The following is a 16,803-nucleotide window of genomic DNA, read 5'->3' on the forward strand; positions in this document are numbered from 1 at the left end:
TTTCTGAGAATGATGCTTCGATCCCGTGATCATCATCGTCCGGGAAGCATCTGTCGGATCCTTCGGTGGGCAATGCCTCCAGCTGCACCATCTGCGTGGTGCCCGGAGACATTGACCTGAAATACTTCTGAAATTACTTCTGTGCCGCGGCGGCTACGGAGTCGAACTTGTCGGAGAGCTCCGTCGCTTCGTGGTACGGGCGAACCAGGGCCCAGATGCCGAGGACGACGAGGGCGATGGCGATGATGGTGAAGATACCGAAGTGTGCTTCACCGGTGAAGAGGCCGACGATCTGGTAGATGACCGTACCGACGCAATACGCGAGACCGCACTCCCAGCCGATCGCTCTCCATGTCCACTTCGCGTTGTTCATCTCACGACGGATCGCGCCGATCGCTGCGAAGCAAGGTGCGCAGAGCAGGTTGAAGGCGAGGAAGCTGTAGCCGGCAGCGACACCGGAGTAGTTGGCCTGTACGAGGTTCCAGATCTGGTCACCTGCCTCGGCGAGCTCCTCTGCTCCTTCATAATGGAAGAGGATACCGAAGGTACCGACGACGTTCTCCTTGGCGACAAGGCCGGTCACGGCAGCCACAGCGGACTTCCAGTCTGCCCAGCCGAGCGGTGTGAAGATCCAGGCAATCGCGTTACCGATAGCTGCGAGGATGGAGTTGTCCATGTCGACCATACCGAACTGGCCGTCCTGCATACCGAAGGAGGAGGTGAACCATACCGCGATGGTGGACAGAAGGATGATCGAGCCGGCCTTCTTTACGAAGGAGGAGCCACGCTCATACATGGACTTCAGGATGTCGATCGGTCTCGGCAGGTGGTACGCCGGGAGCTCCATGACGAACGGAGCCGGGTCACCTGCAAACCACTTCGTCTTCTTCAGTACGATACCGGAGAAGATGATGGCTGCGATGCCGAGGAAGTACGTGGATGGTGCGACCCAGGAAGCACCGCCGAATACCGCACCTGCGAGGAGGGCGATGACCGGGAGCTTCGCGGAGCACGGGATGAAGGTCGTGGTCATGATCGTCATACGACGGTCACGCTCGTTCTCGATCGTTCTCGATGCCATGACACCCGGAACGCCGCAGCCGGAGCCGATCAGCATCGGGATGAAGGACTTGCCGGAGAGACCGAAACGACGGAAGATTCGATCCAGGATGAAGGCGATACGCGCCATGTATCCACAGCCCTCGAGGAAGGCGAGGAAGAAGAACAGGACGAGCATCTGCGGCAGGAAGCCGAGCACCGCGCCGATACCTGCGACGATACCGTCGAGGACGAGACTTGTCAATACCTCACCGGTGCCGAGTGCACTGAGGATGCCTTCGAAAAGGCCCGGGATCGACGGCAGCTCGCAGAGGCCGAAGAAAGACCACGGGTCTGAGCCAAACAGGACATCATTGACCCAGTCGGTACCGATCGCACCGATCGTCGAGATGGAGATGTAGTATACGAGCCACATCACGGCTGCGAAGATCGGGAGCGCCAGGAAGCGGTTCGTGACGATGCTGTCGATCCGGTCGGAGGTGGACAGCTTACCGACATGCTTCTTCGTGTACGCAGCGGCGATCATGTTCTGGATGTAGCTGTAACGCTCGTTGGTGATGATGGACTCAGCGTCGTCATCCTCTGCCTTCTCGACCGCAGCGATGATGGACTCGACGTCGACGTTCTGGCCGGCACCGATCATCTCGTGGCGGATCTTATCATCACGCTCGAAGAGCTTGACCGCGAAGAAGCGCTTCTCGCCCTCCGGGACGTACGCAGCGATCTTCTCCTCGATCTGGAGGATGGCATCCATGACTTCTTCAGAGAAGCTGTGTACGATCTCGGTGGAACCGGTCTGTGCCTCATGAATCGCGAGCTCGGTCGCCTCCTTGATGCCCGTGCCGTTCAGCGCGGAGATCTTCACTGCCTTACAGCCGAGGTACTTCTCGATCTGGTCGAGGCGGATCTGGTCGCCGTTCTTCTCTACGACATCCATCATGTTCACGGCCATCACCACCGGAATCCCGAGCTCCTTCAGCTGTGTGGTGAGGTAGAGGTTACGCTCGAGGTTCGTACCATCCACGATGTTCAGGATCGCATCCGGCTTCGTGTTGATGAGGTAGTTTCGCGCGACAACCTCCTCCAGTGTGTATGGAGAAAGTGAATAAATACCCGGAAGATCGGCGATGGTCACATCTGCGTGGCCCTTCAGCTTACCTTCCTTCTTCTCTACTGTAACGCCCGGCCAGTTACCAACGTACTGGTTGGATCCGGTCAGCTGATTAAACAGCGTCGTCTTTCCGCAGTTCGGATTACCTGCGAGTGCAATCGTGATTGCCATTTGATTTTCCCCCTCTAAGATTTTCATTCTCCGCCACGTCCTCCGTGGCCAATGCTTCCATCCGGGCACCGCCCGCTCAGGATCTGCTGTGCTCAGGCCTTCGTCTCGACCTGTACCATCTCGGCGTCGGCCTTCCGGACGGAAAGCTCGTAGCCACGTACGGTGATCTCGATCGGATCGCCGAGCGGCGCTGCCTTACGCACATGAAGAGTCGTCCCCTTCGTGATTCCCATATCCATGATTCTTCTCTTGATGGCACCCTCACCGGTGATCTTCGCTACAACGCAATCCTCACCTGGCTGAACCTCTCTTAATGTTTTCAACTCTATTCCCTCCTCATCTATCTATAAAGCGCAGACACGCTGCGGATGATACTGTGTTGCTGTGGCTATGGACTCACCCACGATGCTTCCTGTGCTCGTCTACGGATGTTATCGCGTCTTCACGCACTGATCATGACCTTACGGGCCATCGTCTCGTCCAGTGCCAGTCTCGACTCCTTCACCTGTACGATCAGATTGCCGCGATTACAGGAAACGATCTTCACCTTGCCTCCGGCATAGAATCCCAGTGACTCCAGGAAATGCTGCGTCTTGTCATTTCCTCCGATGCGCTGAATCTCATATTCTTCACCCTGTGTTCCCATCGATAATGGCATCATCGTACCTCCTTTACATGATGTTGATGGCCACCGCCTCTACATAAAAGTATAAATTAGTCCCGTCTAATTAGTCGAAGCTAACTTCACGCTAGTAAGTTAACACTAACTTTTTTTCAAGTCAATAGCTTTCGTTAAAATAATTAGTTATATCTAACTTTCGCGGATATCCGCTCAGATGTGTTATACTATCGGGGATACATGATGAAATCTTCAAGTTTCTGAAAAGGAGTTTCGATATGAGTACGTATGCGACACATGAGTCGTCGGAGAATTATCTGGAGAGTATTCTGGTGCTGGCGATGAGCCAGCAGGTGGTGCGTTCCATCGATATCGCAAATCTGCTCGGATTTTCGAAGCCGTCGGTTTCCGTGGCGATGAAGCATCTGCGTGAAGAGGGCATGATCACGGTGGATGACAATGGCTACATCGCGCTGACGGAGGCCGGGATGGCGGCGGCGAAGGCGACCTACGAGAAGCATGTGGTTCTTACGAATATGCTGGTGCGGCTCGGGGTGAGTGCGTATACCGCAGGTCAGGATGCCTGCCGGATCGAGCATGTGCTGAGTCCGGAGACCTTCGAGAAGATCAAGGAGCACTATCTGAAGCAGCCGGGCATCAAGGACAGCGCGGAGTACCAGAAGCTGCAGACGATTCAGAATTTCGTACAGACCGTGCCGGGGCGGCAGGACTAAGTTTCTGCCCATCAGAAATTCGGAGGAGCCAGGAGCGTCGGCAGCAGAAACACAGTACTCCGAGACTGGAAGACTCTAAAATCCCACCCATAAGAAGTACTAAGCCCTCTGCAATCGCTGAGTTTTCTTGATGAAAACTCAGCGTTGCTAGAGGGTCCAGGGAAAATACTAAGTACTTCTAATGGGTGGGATTTTGATTCTTCACGGTCTCTACGTATGGTTTCTTCTGCCGACGTTCCTGGCTCCTCCCGCCCTGTCGTTCCAGACAAAAGAGGACTTATGGCCTCTTTTTTATCGTCTGAATTTATCCAGCAGGCCGCGGAGGCGTTCTGCGAGGCGGATCGGTTCCGCGACGGCTTCCGTCGGCTTATGCATGGAGGTATGCAGGAAGTAGTCCTGGGAGTCGAACGGCTCCGCACTGTGCTTCCGGCAGTAGGCGCCGTCCGGGAGGACGAGGCTCGCCTTCGCGCTGTCGCGGAGCTGGGCGTCGAGGATCCAGCGGAGCTCGTCACGGAGCTCTTCATCCTGTATCGGACACGCGATCTCGACACGGCGGTTCAGGTTTCGTGTCATGAGGTCTGCCGAAGCTATGTACATCTCAGCGTCTGCGCCACGGCCGAACTGGTAGATGCGGGCGTGCTCAAGGAAGCGTCCGACGACGGAGGTGACGTGTACGTTCTCGGTTTCACCGGCAACACCCGGAAGGATGCAGCAGATGCCTCGGATGATGAGCTGCACTTCGACGCCTGCGCGGGAGGCTTCTGCAAGCTTATCCATGACCTCGCGCTCGGTGACAGAGTTCGCCTTGATGCAGACATATCCGTCGCGACCGCGTGTGATCTGCTCGTCGATCTTCCGTAGAAGCATTGGCTTGATCCCGTATGGGGAGACGAGGAGTCGCTTGTACTCGCCATCGAGCTTGTTCACGAGCATGTTGCGGAAGAAGGCCGACGCGTCCTCACCGATGGTCTGGTCAACCGTCATGAAGCTGAGGTCCGTATACATCGCGTTCGTCTTCTCGTTGTAGTTGCCGGTGCCGACCTGGGTGAGGTAGATCGTACGGTTGTGACTACGCATCGTGATGAGGCAGATCTTGCTGTGGCACTTGAAGCCCTCGGTGCCGTAGATAACCTGGCAGCCGGACTCCTCGAGCATCTTCGACCACTCGAGGTTGTTCTCCTCATCGAAGCGGGCACGCAGCTCCATGACGACGAGGACCTCCTTGCCGTTCTCGGCCGCGCGGCAGAGGGCCTGCGCGATCTTCGAAGAGGAGGCCATACGATAGATCGTGATCTTGATGGAGAGCACCTTCGGGTTTTCAGCCGCCTCGTTCAGGAGATGCAGGAACGGGTCCACCGAATCGTACGGGTAGAACAGGAGGCGATCGCGCTGACGGATCTGCGAAATCATCGGCTGATCCCGGCGGAGATCCTCGGCCCAGCGCGGATGATGTGCCGGATACTGGAGGCGCATGGAGAGTTCCTTCGGGAGTGCCCCGATCAGACGGAAGACATAGCGCATATTGAGCGGACACTTATCCACAAAGACTTCATGGGTTTCCACACGGACGACGGAGGACAGCAGCTTCCGAAATTCTCCGGAAATCTGCGTGTTCAGCTCGACACGCATGACCGCGAGGTGGTCACGGAGCTTCAGGAGCTTCGTCATCTGGTTGCGGAAATCCGCCTCATTATCGTCGAACTTATCATCATCGAAGCTGATGTCGGCGTTACGGGTGACTGCCAGTACACAGCTCTCCTTCACCGTGTAGGCATCGAACATGGTCGGCAGCCAGCGGAGGAGGATATTTTCCGTACGCACGTAGCGCTTTCCATCCGAAAGCGTCAGGAACGGTGCGGCGGTCTCCGGCATTGGCACGATCCCGAGGGCTTTATGGCCCTTCTTATCCTCGAGGAGAGCCGCGCCGTAAAGACGCTTGTTGGTGAGGTGTGGCACCGGATGGTTCGGTCCGATGAGGATCGGTGACAGCACCGGCAGCAGCTCCGTCTTGAAGAAGTGGTTCACGAGCTTCAGCTCGCTGGCGTCCAGCTTCTCCATCTCGACATCCTGGATGCCGCTTCGTCCGAGCTCCTCCATCACGGCGCTGTAGATCTGCTTCTTCATCGTGAGAAGTCCCGGGATCACCTCATAGATGTGGTGAAGCTGCTCCTCCGGCGTCCAGCCACTTTTATTATCACGGTCATCCGGTGTCATGCGCGCGAGGTCGAAGATGCTGCCCACACGCACCATAAAAAACTCATCCAGATTGCTAGAGAAAATCGAGATGAACTTGAGGCGTTCGAGTGCAGGTACCGACGGATCAGCAGCTTCCTCGAGCACGCGCTGATCAAAGCGCAGCCAGCTTAATTCTCTGTTCTGGGTGTATCTGTATCGTTTCTGAGTATTCTCTTGCATAAATAGCCTTCCCGTACGCCGTACCTGCTGACGAGCAGCTGCTGCGCCTGAAATACATGTGCGATGTGCTGCAGTACCAGGATGCCCGGTACCAGGGTATGAATCCGCTCCGGTTCGAGCTTCAGGATGAGATCAATCACGGCCTTATCCCCGCTGCAAAGGAAATCACAGAGGCCGTCCAGCTGCTCTGCCGTGATGCTGCGGCAGTCCTCCGAGCAGTGGTAGTAGACCCGCGCGAGCTTCAGCACGGCACGCGAGGTGCCACCGACACAGACCAGCAGCGGCCGGGCCTGCTGCCCGTCCGTGAGATAGATCGTTTCTTTCACCGTTTTCCGAATCCGCGCGAGGGACTTCTCTCCCGGCAGGATCTTCTTCACGCAGCGCCGGTAGAGGCTGAGTGAGCCGACCGGGAAGCTCTGGTAGTCCACCGGTTTTCCCTCGTCGAAGGTCACGATCTCCGAGCTCGCACCGCCGACATCGAGGAAGGCACCGCTCGACATGAAGAGCTCACGCATCGCACCGGTGTAGCCGAGAAGCGCCTCGTCCTCGCCGGACAGGATCTCGACCTGGTAGCCGGTCGCCGCCTGGATCACGGCGAGCGCCTGTGCTGTATTTGTAATATTTCGAAGCGAGGCCGTCGCGAAGACCCGCGCGCCCTCGATGTTCAGTGTCTGCAGAATCGTCCGGAAGCTGAGTAGACCCGCGCAGGCACACTCGATGCCCTCTGCGCTCAGTCTGCCATCCTCCACATAGCCGGCAAGACCCGCCATGATCTTCTCCCGAAAGAGAATCTGAAAATCCTGCGCATTCGTTTCATACAGTGTAAGACGGATCGAGTTCGATCCGATGTCAATGATAGCCTGTTTCATGTACACCCCTCTCTGGCCGTTCCGGCGACCGTTCACTTTTTTCTAATTATAGTCCAGTCATAAGCCAGCAAACATAAAGATATCGTCGAATTGTAAAGTTCACACTTTGGGCTATGTAAAATTTAAGTAAATTCAGTCGACAAAGACAGTCAGAACCCCGGAGGACCGCAGCGGAGTCCTGTGTTTCCGCTGGCTGCCCTCCGGGGCTCTGTACATTAGCTACATCATATCTCTTACAGCAATCGCGATGTCCGGATAATTCGTGATCACCGCGGTGACGCCGGCGTCGATGAGCATCTTCATGTCGGCGCGCTCGTTGACCGTCCAGACACGGGTCTTAAGGCCGCTCGCGAGGTACTCCGAGAGGAACTCCGCCATCTTCACGTGATATACGGCCGGGTGGAGTCCATCCACCCCGCTCTTCGCTGCATAGTCGTCCACACGCAGGATGACATCACTGAAGAGATACGCGGTTTCGGCGTCCGGCACAATGGACTTCAGCTTCTGCACGCTGTAGTGATTGAAGGACGAATAGATCACACGATCCTTCATCCCGGTCTCCTCCACGATGGCCGCCACCTTTTTCTCGATCTCCGGGTACCAGTTAATCCCTGTTTTCAGTTCAATGTTGACTGCTATACCCGATGGTCTGACCGCGTCGAGCACCTCTCGCAAGGTCGGTATGCGCGCGTCCCGATACTTCGCGAAGCGCTCCCGGAGGACCACCATCTCCTTCAACTCCTGAAGGGTGAAGTCCTTGACGAAGCCACTCTGCCCGGTGACACGATCCACCGTTTCATCATGGATGACCACCGGAACGCCGTCCTTCGACAGCTGTACGTCCAGCTCGATGCCATCCGCGCCCTGTTCGATGGCGAGCAGAAATGCTTCGAGTGTGTTCTCCGGTGCATAACTGCTCGCGCCTCTGTGTGCAAAAACTTCTGTCTTACTCATGTTCTGCCTCTTATTAACCGTTCACGAGATTGTACTCGGTGATGGACTTGTTGATCTTATCGGCCATGTTCTTGACTGCAGTGTCCACATCCTCCTTGCCGTTCAGCATCGCCTCGATCTCGGACTCAACGGTTGCACGTGCCTCCGGGAAGACGCTTAAGAGTGCGCCGCAGTACTTCGGTGAAGAATCGTGGAGCTGGTCGATCGCGGTTTCAAACTGCGGATACTTCGCGATGTTGTCCTTGAAGACCTGCTCGTCCTGTGCCTTCGTGGTCACCGGGAAGTAGCCGGTCTGCTCGTTCCAGTACGCCTGCGACTCTGGAGAGATCAGGAACTTGACGAACTCCCAGGTCGCACGAAGCTTCTTCGGGTCGTTGTTGTTGAGTGCCCAGAGGGATGCACCACCGATGGAGACACCGCCCTCATCGCTGGACTTGATCTTCGGGAAGTATGCCGTACCTACCTCGAACTTGCCGTTGACATCCTGAAGGATCTGCTTCAGCGAGGCCGTGGAGCCGAGGGTGATGGCGGACTTGCCGGCAGAGAAATCGGCGAGTCCGGAATCGCCGCCCTTGCCGACGATCGGTGCATAGCCATCCTTGTTCAGCTTCTGCCACTCGGTGAGGATGTTCTTCGCCGCGCCGTTCTGATCGAAAGCAACGGCGGTCGCTGCTGCGTCACGGCCGTTGCCGTTGTCTGCATACGCGAGCCCCTGCTTGCCGATGAACTGCTCGAAGAACCAGCCGTAGATACCGAGGGACATCGCTTCCGCTGCGCCGCCCTTCGTCGTCAGCTGCTCACCGATCTGGTCGATCGCCTCGAGGCTGTCCGGGATCTCCGTGATGCCGGCCTTCTCGAACATATCCTTGTTGTAGTACATGATCGGGGTCGAGGAGTTGAACGGCATGGAGTAGAGCTGGTTGTCGATGGTGTAGTATGCCGCAAGGTTCGGCTCGATCGCGGATACGTCATACTGATCAGCGTCGACCATGCCCTGCATCGGGACGATCCAGCCGGACTCGATCATGAAGCGGGTACCGATCTCATACACCTGTACGAGGTCTGCGCCCATGTTGCCCATCTGTGCGCTCTTCAGCTTGTTGAGGGAGTCGTCATAGGAGCCCTGGTACTGTGCGTCTACCGTGATGCCGTACTCATTTTCGTCGTTGAACTTTTTTACGAGGGTATCGATCGCCTGGCCATTGACACCGCCCATGGAGTGCCAGAAGGTGATGGTGGTGCCGTTTACGTCCTTCGCATCCGCCATATCAACGCTTGCTGCTGCGGCTGCCTCGGTGGTTTCCGCCTCACTCTGTGCAGCGGTCTCCGCGGCTGTGGTCTGGTCGCCTGCATTGGCCGCCGTCGTCGCTGGTGCCGCATCTGTCGCGGCTGGTGTTCCGTTTCCACAGCCGGCCATCATGGCAGCGGTCATGGATGTTGCAAGCACTAAGGATAATGCTCTCTTTTTCATTTTTCCTCCTCCGTAATCGTGGGATTACGCAATGTGATATATAGAATCGGGACGGTCCCGTTTCTAATGTGATATTTCAAGTTTATGGGGTCTGACCCCACCATTGGCCTGTTATCCCTTCACCGCACCCGAGAACATGCCGCGGATGAGCTGCTTCTGACCGATGATGAAGATCGAGATCGACGGGATGATGATCATCACAACGCCGGCAATCATCAGGGTGATGGACTGGGAATCGACGCTGTCGAGCATGCTGATACCGATCTGGACGGTCCGCATGCGGTTCGAGCCGGTGACGAGCAGCGGCCACATGTACATGTTCCAGGCATTGATGAAGGTGTAGACAGCCATCGCGCCGATCGCGGATTTCGTGAGCGGAATCAGGATCTTCACGATGAAGCACAGGTTGCTGCAGCCGTCGAGCTTCGCGGACTCATAGAGTGACTTCGGGAAGCTCATGTAGAACTGTCGAAACAGGAAGATGCCCATCGCAGAGGTCAGGTATGGGATGATCAGCACCGGGTAGCTGTCGAGCATGCCCCAGCCGGCCACCGTCAGGTAGTTCGAGATGATCGTCGCCTCGCCCGGCACCATCATGGTCGCCATGACGAGCGCGAACAGGATGCCCTGGCCCGGGAACTCGAGGAACGAGAAGGCGAAGGCCGCGAGTGAGCAGGAAATGATCTGTCCGAAGGTGATCGTGCCCGCGACAAGGAACGAATTCACGATGAAGCGGAGGAGCGGCACCGTGGTCAGCGCCTCCGAGAAGTTCCGGAGTGTCGGGTGCTTCGGAACGAGATTGAGCTCGGTGGTGAAGAGCTCGTTCGACGGCATCAGCGCGATACTGATGGCGTACAGCAGCGGGAGGAGGACAATGATGGCGAACACAACATTGGCACCCAGCCTGAGCGCAGTCCGTGCCCGGCGGCGTGCCAGCGCCCGCGCATTCATCTCGTTTTTCAGTGTCAGCAGCTCACTGGCTGACATCCTGCCTTCCATCGGAATTACCATACTTTCGATTTGACTCATCAGTAACTTACTCCCTTCTTCTCGAGACGGAACATCACCAGCGTGATCAGCATGATGATGACAAACAGGATGACCGACTGCGCCGATGCATTGCCGAAGCGGTAGTTAAAAAACGCGTCGCGGTAGATCGAGTAAACGATGACATTGGTCGATTCGCTCGGGCCGCCCTCGGTCAGCAGCTTGATCTGTCCGAAGGACTGGAAGGCCTGGATGATGTTGACGACCAGCGTGTAAAACATGATCGGAGAGAGTCCCGGCAGCGTCAGGCTGAAGAACTGCTGTACGCCGCTCGCGCCGTCGACTGATGCACGCTCGTAGATGGTTTCGTCGATGTTGCCGAGCCCGGCGGAGAAATACAGGAAGTTGATACCGCTGTTCAGCCAGGCGGTGAGGATCGCTACACAGTAGAGTGCCGTGGCCGGATCGTTCAGCCAGTTGATGTCGAGGCCGAGAAGCTTGTTCACGATGCCGACCGCCGGGTGCAGCATGATCTTGAAGATCATCGCCGCAGAACTCGACGCGATGGCCATCGGAAGGGCGTAGGCCGTACTGAAGGCCCGGATCCCCGGGAATGCCCGATTGCAGAGCACCGCCGCCGTGAGACCGAGAACCATGCTGCCGAAAACGACGATGACGACGAAGATGAGCGTCACCTTCAGACTGTTCAGAAAGGAGGCCGATCTCAGAAGATCGGTATAATTCTGAAGTCCCACGAAGAGCTTCGCCTGCCCCATCTTGTTCGTCATGAAGAGGCTGAGATAAAGCGTTTTAAAAAACGGATAAAAGAGAAAGACGGCAAAGATCAGAAGACTCGGCACCAGATAGAGGTACGAGGTCAGTGGAACATGCTTTCTTTTTCCCATGCTTACCACTCCTTTCTATAGAGAAGATTCTCCTCGGTTTCCATGTCGAAGACGTGGGCACGATCCATATCGAAGTAGAGCCGGAGCTTCTCTCCCACCTGCGTCTGGTTCGTCGGCTTCAGACGAACGGCACAGGTCGCCTGCTGTTCATCGAAATAGAGGATGCCCTCGGAACCGAGCATCTCACGCGTCACGACCGTCTCCTCGACGTCGACGCTGTTCTCCGCGAAGCCGCCCTCAAGGGCATCTGCTTCTTCATAGATGTCCTCCGGACGGATGCCGAGAATCACGCGGCGACCATCGTACTTTTCTCCGATATGGCGTGCATGCTGCCCGGTGAGGTAGACCTTTCGGATCGGGCCGGTGCCGGCGAAGATGAGTGCGGTGCGGTCCCGCTCGACTGAAACATCACACTCGATGAAGTTCATCGACGGAGAGCCCACGAAACCGGCCACGAATTTATTGATCGGGTTATCGTAGATCTGCTGTGGTGTGTCTACCTGCTGGATGAGACCGTCCTTCATCACGACGATCTTCGTGCCGAGGGTCATCGCCTCGGTCTGGTCATGGGTGACGTAGATGATGGTCGTGTTCAGCTGCTTATGCAGCTTCTGGAGCTCGACGCGCATCTGCCCACGCAGCTTCGCATCGAGGTTACTGAGCGGCTCATCCATGAGAAAGGCCTTCGGCTGCCGTACGATGGCGGCGCCGATCGCGACACGCTGCTTCTGTCCGCCGGAGAGTGCGACCGGCTTCCGATCGAGCAGCTGCCCGATCTCCAGGATATCCGCCACCTCGCGCACCTTCCGGTCGATCTCCTGCTTCGGCAGCTTCCGAACCTTCAGTGCATACGCGATATTTCCATACACCGTCATGTTCGGGTACAGCGCGTAATGCTGGAAGACCATCGACATATCCCGCTCACCCGGCTCCAGGTAGTTGCAGAGGTTTCCATCGATCCACAGCTCCCCATCCGTGATCTCCTCGAGCCCCGCGATGAGACGAAGCGTCGTCGACTTACCGCATCCGGATGGTCCGACGAACACCACGAACTCATGATCATGGATGTCGAGGTTAAAATCCTTTACGCCATAATGCGTTGCATCAAATTGCTTACAGACATTTCGAAGTGCAATTTCTGCCACTCTATATCCTCCTTTGCAGTCATCTGGACTGCACCTTCTTTTTTCGGAACTGGCTTTCCAGCCAGATGCAGCTCCGCCTGCTACAGCCGAACAGCTTATGAAATCTGCAGAGCAGAGATTCTCTGTTTCGACAGCGGAACGTTCGCACGCCCCATATATAACCACATCGGACGGGATGGCATCTATCATGCTGTCGCTAAATTTACGTAAAATAGAGGTAAGGCGGTAGCGGATACCTGCAAGTAACAGTTCAGACAGGCAGGGGACTGTTCCAACTTCAAAATATGTGATTGCTTATTTCCTATAAATACGCTATACTATGGGAAGTCGAAAAACGATGCACTGCATCGCAGATATGGCGAGATAGCCAAGTGGTAAGGCATGGGTCTGCAACACCCTGAGCGCCGGTTCGAATCCGACTCTCGCCTCGAAAAAAAGAGGACATCTACTGTACAGTAGATGTCCTCTTTTTGTATTCTCAGAACAGCCAGAGCGCCGAATGCTTTAAGTCGGAGAACTGATGAGCTGTTCATAACGTGGCTTGTTCCTTCTCCATCAGCAGTCGCGCATTGCAAGCTATTTATACAGCGGGATGACTTCGATCGTCGTCTGTGCGATCTCGATCGTCTCTTCTTCCTCTAGGGTGACGATGATAAAGCGTTCTGCTTCTTCAAATGAACGGGACAGCTTCACGAGATTATCGATCAAAAAGAAAAGTTGTCGAGTATAGTCGACAGTTTCGTATAGTTTTTGTCGACTATACTCGACAACTTTATACTGTTTTCGTCGACTATACTCGACGGCTTTGATTCTGACCACCTAAAGAAGTAGGTAGCCAGCCCTCTGGATCTTCTGGCTGAACGGTTCCGAAAGAAAAAATGGCCAGCCCTTTTCATCGGGCTGACCTCTTTTTTACTTCTCGTCACATACCTGGAAGATATAGAACTTGAGATAATAGGAGTTTTCGTCACCGGACCAGAGAATCGGGTGATCGCAGGCCTGGGTGCGGTACTCGATCTGGCGGAGGCGACGATGTACGGAGCCGGCCGCCTCTGCGATGGTCTTCGTGAAGAGCTCCGGTGTCATGAAGTGGCTGCAGCTGCAGGTGGCGAAGTAGCCACCATCCTTCACAAGCTTCAGGCCCTGCATGTTGATCTCGCGGTAGCCGCGGATCGCGGCCTTCGTCGCCTCGCGGGACTTCGTAAAGGCCGGCGGGTCGAGGATGACGACGTCATACTTCTCGCCGCGCGCATTCAGCTTCGGCAGCTCGTCGAGCACATCCGCCACACGGAAATGCACGGTGTCCTCGAGATGGTTCCGCTTCGCGTTCGCCGTCGCCTGCTGGATCGCGAGCTCCGAGATATCGAGGCCCTCGACCTCCGCTGCGCCCGCGATGCCGGCATTCAGCGCGAAGGTGCCCATGTGCGTAAAGCAGTCGAGGACGCGCTTCCCCTTACAGATCCGCTGCATCGCCCGCCGATTATACTTCTGATCGAGGAAAAATCCGGTCTTCTGTCCATTCACGACATCGACCATATACTTGACGCCATTCTCCGTGATCTCGACATTCGTGTCAAACTCCGGGCCGATGAAGCCCTTATACACGTCCATGCCTTCCTTCTTTCGAACCGGCGCGTCACTCCGCTCGTAGATGCCGCGGATATGAATGCCGTCTTCCCGGAGGATCTCCACGAGATCCTCGAGAATCATCGGCTTCAGACGATCCATGCCGAGTGCGAGCGACTCCACCACCAGCACATCCTCATATTTATCGACCGTAAGTCCCGGCAGCCAGTCCGCCTCGCCGAAAATCACACGGCAGGCATCCGTATCCTCGCCCATGACGGTCTTTCGGTATTCCCATGCTGCCTTCACGCGATCACGCAGAAATTCCGCGTCGATCGGCTCCTTCCGCCAGCGGCTCAGCATCCGCACGCGGATCTTCGAGTTGTGGTTGATGAAGCCATAGCCCATGAAGAAGCCGTCGAAATCCTCTACGCGGACGATATCCCCGTTCGCGTAGTCACCTGCGTACTGGTCGATTTCATTGTCGAAAACCCAGGCACCGCCCGCCTTGATCGTGCGGCCCTCGCCCTTACGCAGAATCACCTTTCCATCTGAAACCAATGATGTTCCCATAGTCACCTCTCTTTTTTCCTGATTTGCAATTTAGCGCACTTGTGTTATGATTGCAAGCAATTTAGAAGTGTTTCTGCGCGCTTTTTCGAGGCCAATGCAGACGGCGGTGCTGCGGCACCCGCCCGCGACATCCACGAGCCGCGCGACCCGGCGATTCCGAGGCGTTTTCAGAGAGGTTTATTATGTACGAAATCAAATGTGACACGCATACCCATACACTGTACAGTCGGCACGCATTTTCCACGATTGCGGAGAATGTGAAGGAGGCAGCGGACACCGGACTCGAGCTGCTCGGCTCCACCGACCACTTCTCGGCGATGCTCTGGCCGGATGTCGAAAATGCGAAGAACTACCAGTACCTCGCCAATGCACCGGCGACCTGGCCACGGACCTGGATGGGCGTGACGCTGCTCGCGGGCTGTGAGGTGGATATCGTGGGGCTGGACGGCGCGCTCTTCGGCGAGGACATCCCGAATACGACGTCGATCGTCGGCGATACGTATAAGGAGCCGACCACGCTCTTCGAGCACACGACCCGCCAGATGGATTACGTCATCGCGAGCGTGCATGGCAAGTCCTTCATCGGCGATGCGTCGCGCGTCGCGCTGACGGACATGTATATCAAGGCGCTGTCGAAGCCGAAGGTTTTCATCCTCGGCCATGTCGGCCGCACGGGCCTCGATGTCGACTACCGTGCGCTCGCAGAAGCGGCGAAGGCGATGCATAAGTGCCTCGAGGTGAACGAGCACAGCTTCGGCTTCCCGTGGAGCGGCGGTGTCAATAAGGATCGCTGCCGGCAGATCCTCGCGGCCTGCGCGGAGGTCGGCTGCCAGATCACCATCGCGACCGACGCACACATCGCACCGCACATCGGGAAGTTCGAGGAGACGAAAAAGCTCCTTACGGAAGTCGGATTCCCGGAGGAGCTCATCGCAAGCCGCGACCGGCAGAGCTTCCTCAGCGCACTGAAGGAAAGCGGTGTGAAGGACCTGCTGAAATAAAAAAATGGGGGATCATACCCCCATTTTTTTATGCCTCGTCGGCCACCTTCAGCTTCTGAGTCGCCTCGATCTCCATGATCTCATCGACACGTCTCTGGTGACGTCCGCCCTCGAAGGTCGCGCCGGTCCATGCGTCTACGATCTGCTTCGCGGTCTCGATACCGATCACACGTGCGCCGAAGCAGATGACATTCGAGTTATTATGGCGCTTACTCATCTCTGCAGAGTAAGGCTCGCTGCAGCAGCACGCGCGGATCCCCTCTACCTTATTACATGCGAGGCTGATGCCTACGCCGGTACCGCAGATGGCGATACCTCCATCCACTTCACCGGAAGCGACCATCTTTCCGACACGGTAGCCGGAAATCGGATAATCGAAGCTCTCCGGAGAATTCGTGCCGACATCGATCACCTCGATGCCCTTCCCCTCGAGGTACTCCTTGATCTCGTTCTTCATCTCAATCGCTGCATGATCGTTGCCAATGACTAATTTCATGATTCCTTCTCCTCGTCCGCTCGTTGAATGCGCCTTATGTTTTTGTTAATTTTTAAACAGGCTTTTGCCTGTATCACCTGCAGTATAGCATAATTTTTACATGAAGGTGAATCCGTACTGTCACATACATAAGAAAAACGCCACAAAGCGGGCTGTAAATGTACACAAGAATTTACTTGTATATTTGTACAATGTGCTATATCATCGAAGCATGATACAGATAAATGAATGCTGTATCAGGAAGTGTCGATAAGCACGAACGATAATACAAACAAAGGAGGTTTGTTATGAAGCTTGTAAATGTCAATAATGTAGAAGGTCTCTTCGAGGTGCTCGATAAGTGCAAGGGTGATGTATATCTCGTTTCCAAGGAAGGCGATCGTATCAATCTGAAGTCCAAGCTTTCCCAGATGCTCTTCACAGCAAATCTTTTCACGAAGGCCAACATCAACGAGCTCGAGCTCATCGTGGCAGAGCCGGAGGATATGAAGCGTGTCGTTGATTTCATGATGGGTGGCGCAAATATCTGATTTTAAACGAAATGAGTATACGAGCTGCTGATGTCCTGGTTCACAGGACCGTTCAGACAGCTCATAAAAGAGCCCGTGGAGCATGCGTGGTGTGCTACCCGTCAAGTGGACAATGAATAACAATAAGTTCTAGGTTTACCCTGGCTGACGAAAAGTCAGCCAGGGTATTTCTCTATGCTGCTGTCTGATACTGATCA

Annotated in this window: 16 protein-coding genes and 1 tRNA gene; 4 read left to right on the forward strand and 13 right to left on the reverse strand. The window is 55.7% G+C overall.

The genetic code is table 11. The annotated features are described in order from the left end of the window. Positions 1-133 precede the first annotated feature (133 nt). The 3 genes from feoB to ACTQ52_RS03785 all read right to left on the reverse strand — a co-directional run bounded on the left by feoB (position 134) and on the right by ACTQ52_RS03785 (position 3,002). Positions 134-2,341, reverse strand: coding sequence for a ferrous iron transport protein B (feoB, locus tag ACTQ52_RS03775; protein WP_441981844.1), 2,208 nt, complete (start codon positions 2,339-2,341; stop codon positions 134-136). A gap of 92 nt (positions 2,342-2,433) precedes the next feature. Further along, positions 2,434-2,664: a FeoA family protein gene (locus ACTQ52_RS03780; RefSeq protein WP_410043367.1), complete on the reverse strand. Its 231-nt coding sequence runs from the start codon at positions 2,662-2,664 to the stop codon at positions 2,434-2,436. A gap of 119 nt (positions 2,665-2,783) precedes the next feature. Beyond that, complete coding sequence (locus ACTQ52_RS03785; protein ID WP_441226665.1) at positions 2,784-3,002, reverse strand: FeoA family protein; 219 nt, start codon at positions 3,000-3,002, stop codon at positions 2,784-2,786. 236 nt (positions 3,003-3,238) lie between these two features. On the opposite strand from ACTQ52_RS03785, the gene ACTQ52_RS03790 reads away from it, so the two are divergent. Then, positions 3,239-3,694 (forward strand): metal-dependent transcriptional regulator, encoded by a 456-nt coding sequence (locus ACTQ52_RS03790; RefSeq protein ID WP_410043369.1) that lies wholly within the window; start codon positions 3,239-3,241, stop codon positions 3,692-3,694. A gap of 291 nt (positions 3,695-3,985) precedes the next feature. On the opposite strand, the gene ppk1 is transcribed toward ACTQ52_RS03790, so the two are convergent. The 7 genes from ppk1 to ACTQ52_RS03825 all read right to left on the reverse strand — a co-directional run bounded on the left by ppk1 (position 3,986) and on the right by ACTQ52_RS03825 (position 12,440). Continuing rightward, positions 3,986-6,109 (reverse strand): polyphosphate kinase 1, encoded by a 2,124-nt coding sequence (gene ppk1, locus ACTQ52_RS03795; RefSeq protein ID WP_441981845.1) that lies wholly within the window; start codon positions 6,107-6,109, stop codon positions 3,986-3,988. Beyond that, positions 6,058-6,978 carry a Ppx/GppA phosphatase family protein gene (locus ACTQ52_RS03800; protein WP_410043371.1) on the reverse strand — a complete coding sequence of 307 codons (921 nt, stop codon included), beginning with the start codon at positions 6,976-6,978 and terminating at the stop codon, positions 6,058-6,060. Before ACTQ52_RS03800 ends, ppk1 begins: the two co-directional genes overlap by 52 nt. A gap of 219 nt (positions 6,979-7,197) precedes the next feature. Continuing rightward, the gene (locus ACTQ52_RS03805) at positions 7,198-7,932 is read right to left on the reverse strand and encodes a glycerophosphodiester phosphodiesterase (RefSeq protein WP_441981846.1); all 735 of its coding nucleotides are present in this window, start codon (positions 7,930-7,932) and stop codon (positions 7,198-7,200) included. 13 nt (positions 7,933-7,945) lie between these two features. After that, complete coding sequence (locus ACTQ52_RS03810; RefSeq protein WP_410044018.1) at positions 7,946-9,403, reverse strand: ABC transporter substrate-binding protein; 1,458 nt, start codon at positions 9,401-9,403, stop codon at positions 7,946-7,948. 111 nt (positions 9,404-9,514) lie between these two features. Further along, the gene (locus tag ACTQ52_RS03815; protein ID WP_410044019.1) at positions 9,515-10,432 is read right to left on the reverse strand and encodes a carbohydrate ABC transporter permease; all 918 of its coding nucleotides are present in this window, start codon (positions 10,430-10,432) and stop codon (positions 9,515-9,517) included. After that, entirely contained in the window at positions 10,432-11,295 is an 864-nt protein-coding gene (locus tag ACTQ52_RS03820) for a carbohydrate ABC transporter permease (protein ID WP_441981847.1), read from the reverse strand. The genes ACTQ52_RS03815 and ACTQ52_RS03820 overlap by 1 nt, the downstream gene beginning before the upstream one ends. A 2-nt stretch (positions 11,296-11,297) precedes the next feature. Next, on the reverse strand, positions 11,298-12,440 hold the full coding sequence (locus ACTQ52_RS03825) for an ABC transporter ATP-binding protein (protein ID WP_441981848.1): 1,143 nt from the start codon (positions 12,438-12,440) through the stop codon (positions 11,298-11,300). A 357-nt stretch (positions 12,441-12,797) separates the two neighbouring features. Here ACTQ52_RS03825 and ACTQ52_RS03830 point away from each other — a divergent pair. Further along, positions 12,798-12,868, forward strand: a tRNA-Cys gene (locus tag ACTQ52_RS03830). 148 nt (positions 12,869-13,016) lie between these two features. Here the strand turns inward: ACTQ52_RS03830 and ACTQ52_RS03835 are convergent. Next, positions 13,017-13,148, reverse strand: a complete 132-nt coding sequence (locus ACTQ52_RS03835) for a hypothetical protein (RefSeq protein ID WP_410044022.1) — start codon at positions 13,146-13,148, stop codon at positions 13,017-13,019. A gap of 204 nt (positions 13,149-13,352) precedes the next feature. Next, positions 13,353-14,579: a class I SAM-dependent rRNA methyltransferase gene (locus tag ACTQ52_RS03840; RefSeq protein WP_441981849.1), complete on the reverse strand. Its 1,227-nt coding sequence runs from the start codon at positions 14,577-14,579 to the stop codon at positions 13,353-13,355. Positions 14,580-14,761: 182 nt separating this feature from the next. Here ACTQ52_RS03840 and ACTQ52_RS03845 point away from each other — a divergent pair, with 182 nt between their 5' ends. Continuing rightward, positions 14,762-15,580 carry a PHP domain-containing protein gene (locus ACTQ52_RS03845; protein ID WP_441981850.1) on the forward strand — a complete coding sequence of 273 codons (819 nt, stop codon included), beginning with the start codon at positions 14,762-14,764 and terminating at the stop codon, positions 15,578-15,580. A 28-nt stretch (positions 15,581-15,608) separates the two neighbouring features. On the opposite strand, the gene rpiB is transcribed toward ACTQ52_RS03845, so the two are convergent. Next, positions 15,609-16,076 (reverse strand): ribose 5-phosphate isomerase B, encoded by a 468-nt coding sequence (rpiB, locus tag ACTQ52_RS03850; protein ID WP_410044025.1) that lies wholly within the window; start codon positions 16,074-16,076, stop codon positions 15,609-15,611. Positions 16,077-16,363: 287 nt separating this feature from the next. Here rpiB and ACTQ52_RS03855 point away from each other — a divergent pair, with 287 nt between their 5' ends. Then, positions 16,364-16,606, forward strand: coding sequence for a polya polymerase (locus ACTQ52_RS03855; protein ID WP_441981851.1), 243 nt, complete (start codon positions 16,364-16,366; stop codon positions 16,604-16,606). Positions 16,607-16,803 lie beyond the last annotated feature (197 nt).

Origin of the sequence: Oribacterium sp. Sow4_G1_1, assembly GCF_052116105.1 — a bacterium.
Lineage (GTDB): Bacteria > Bacillota > Clostridia > Lachnospirales > Lachnospiraceae > Oribacterium.

What these genes read in the sequence shown, in the direction of transcription:
- ACTQ52_RS03805 (WP_441981846.1), bottom strand. Translation starts at nt 7,932, where the DNA reads ATGAGTAAGACAGAAGTTTTTGCACACAGAGGCGCGAGCAGTTATGCA.
- ACTQ52_RS03855 (WP_441981851.1), top strand. Translation starts at nt 16,364, where the DNA reads ATGAAGCTTGTAAATGTCAATAATGTAGAAGGTCTCTTCGAGGTGCTC.
- ACTQ52_RS03820 (WP_441981847.1), bottom strand. Translation starts at nt 11,295, where the DNA reads ATGGGAAAAAGAAAGCATGTTCCACTGACCTCGTACCTCTATCTGGTG.
- ACTQ52_RS03785 (WP_441226665.1), bottom strand. Translation starts at nt 3,002, where the DNA reads ATGATGCCATTATCGATGGGAACACAGGGTGAAGAATATGAGATTCAG.
- ACTQ52_RS03810 (WP_410044018.1), bottom strand. Translation starts at nt 9,403, where the DNA reads ATGAAAAAGAGAGCATTATCCTTAGTGCTTGCAACATCCATGACCGCT.
- ACTQ52_RS03790 (WP_410043369.1), top strand. Translation starts at nt 3,239, where the DNA reads ATGAGTACGTATGCGACACATGAGTCGTCGGAGAATTATCTGGAGAGT.
- ACTQ52_RS03815 (WP_410044019.1), bottom strand. Translation starts at nt 10,432, where the DNA reads ATGAGTCAAATCGAAAGTATGGTAATTCCGATGGAAGGCAGGATGTCA.
- ACTQ52_RS03800 (WP_410043371.1), bottom strand. Translation starts at nt 6,978, where the DNA reads ATGAAACAGGCTATCATTGACATCGGATCGAACTCGATCCGTCTTACA.
- ppk1 (WP_441981845.1), bottom strand. Translation starts at nt 6,109, where the DNA reads ATGCAAGAGAATACTCAGAAACGATACAGATACACCCAGAACAGAGAA.
- feoB (WP_441981844.1), bottom strand. Translation starts at nt 2,341, where the DNA reads ATGGCAATCACGATTGCACTCGCAGGTAATCCGAACTGCGGAAAGACG.
- ACTQ52_RS03845 (WP_441981850.1), top strand. Translation starts at nt 14,762, where the DNA reads ATGTACGAAATCAAATGTGACACGCATACCCATACACTGTACAGTCGG.
- rpiB (WP_410044025.1), bottom strand. Translation starts at nt 16,076, where the DNA reads ATGAAATTAGTCATTGGCAACGATCATGCAGCGATTGAGATGAAGAAC.
- ACTQ52_RS03840 (WP_441981849.1), bottom strand. Translation starts at nt 14,579, where the DNA reads ATGGGAACATCATTGGTTTCAGATGGAAAGGTGATTCTGCGTAAGGGC.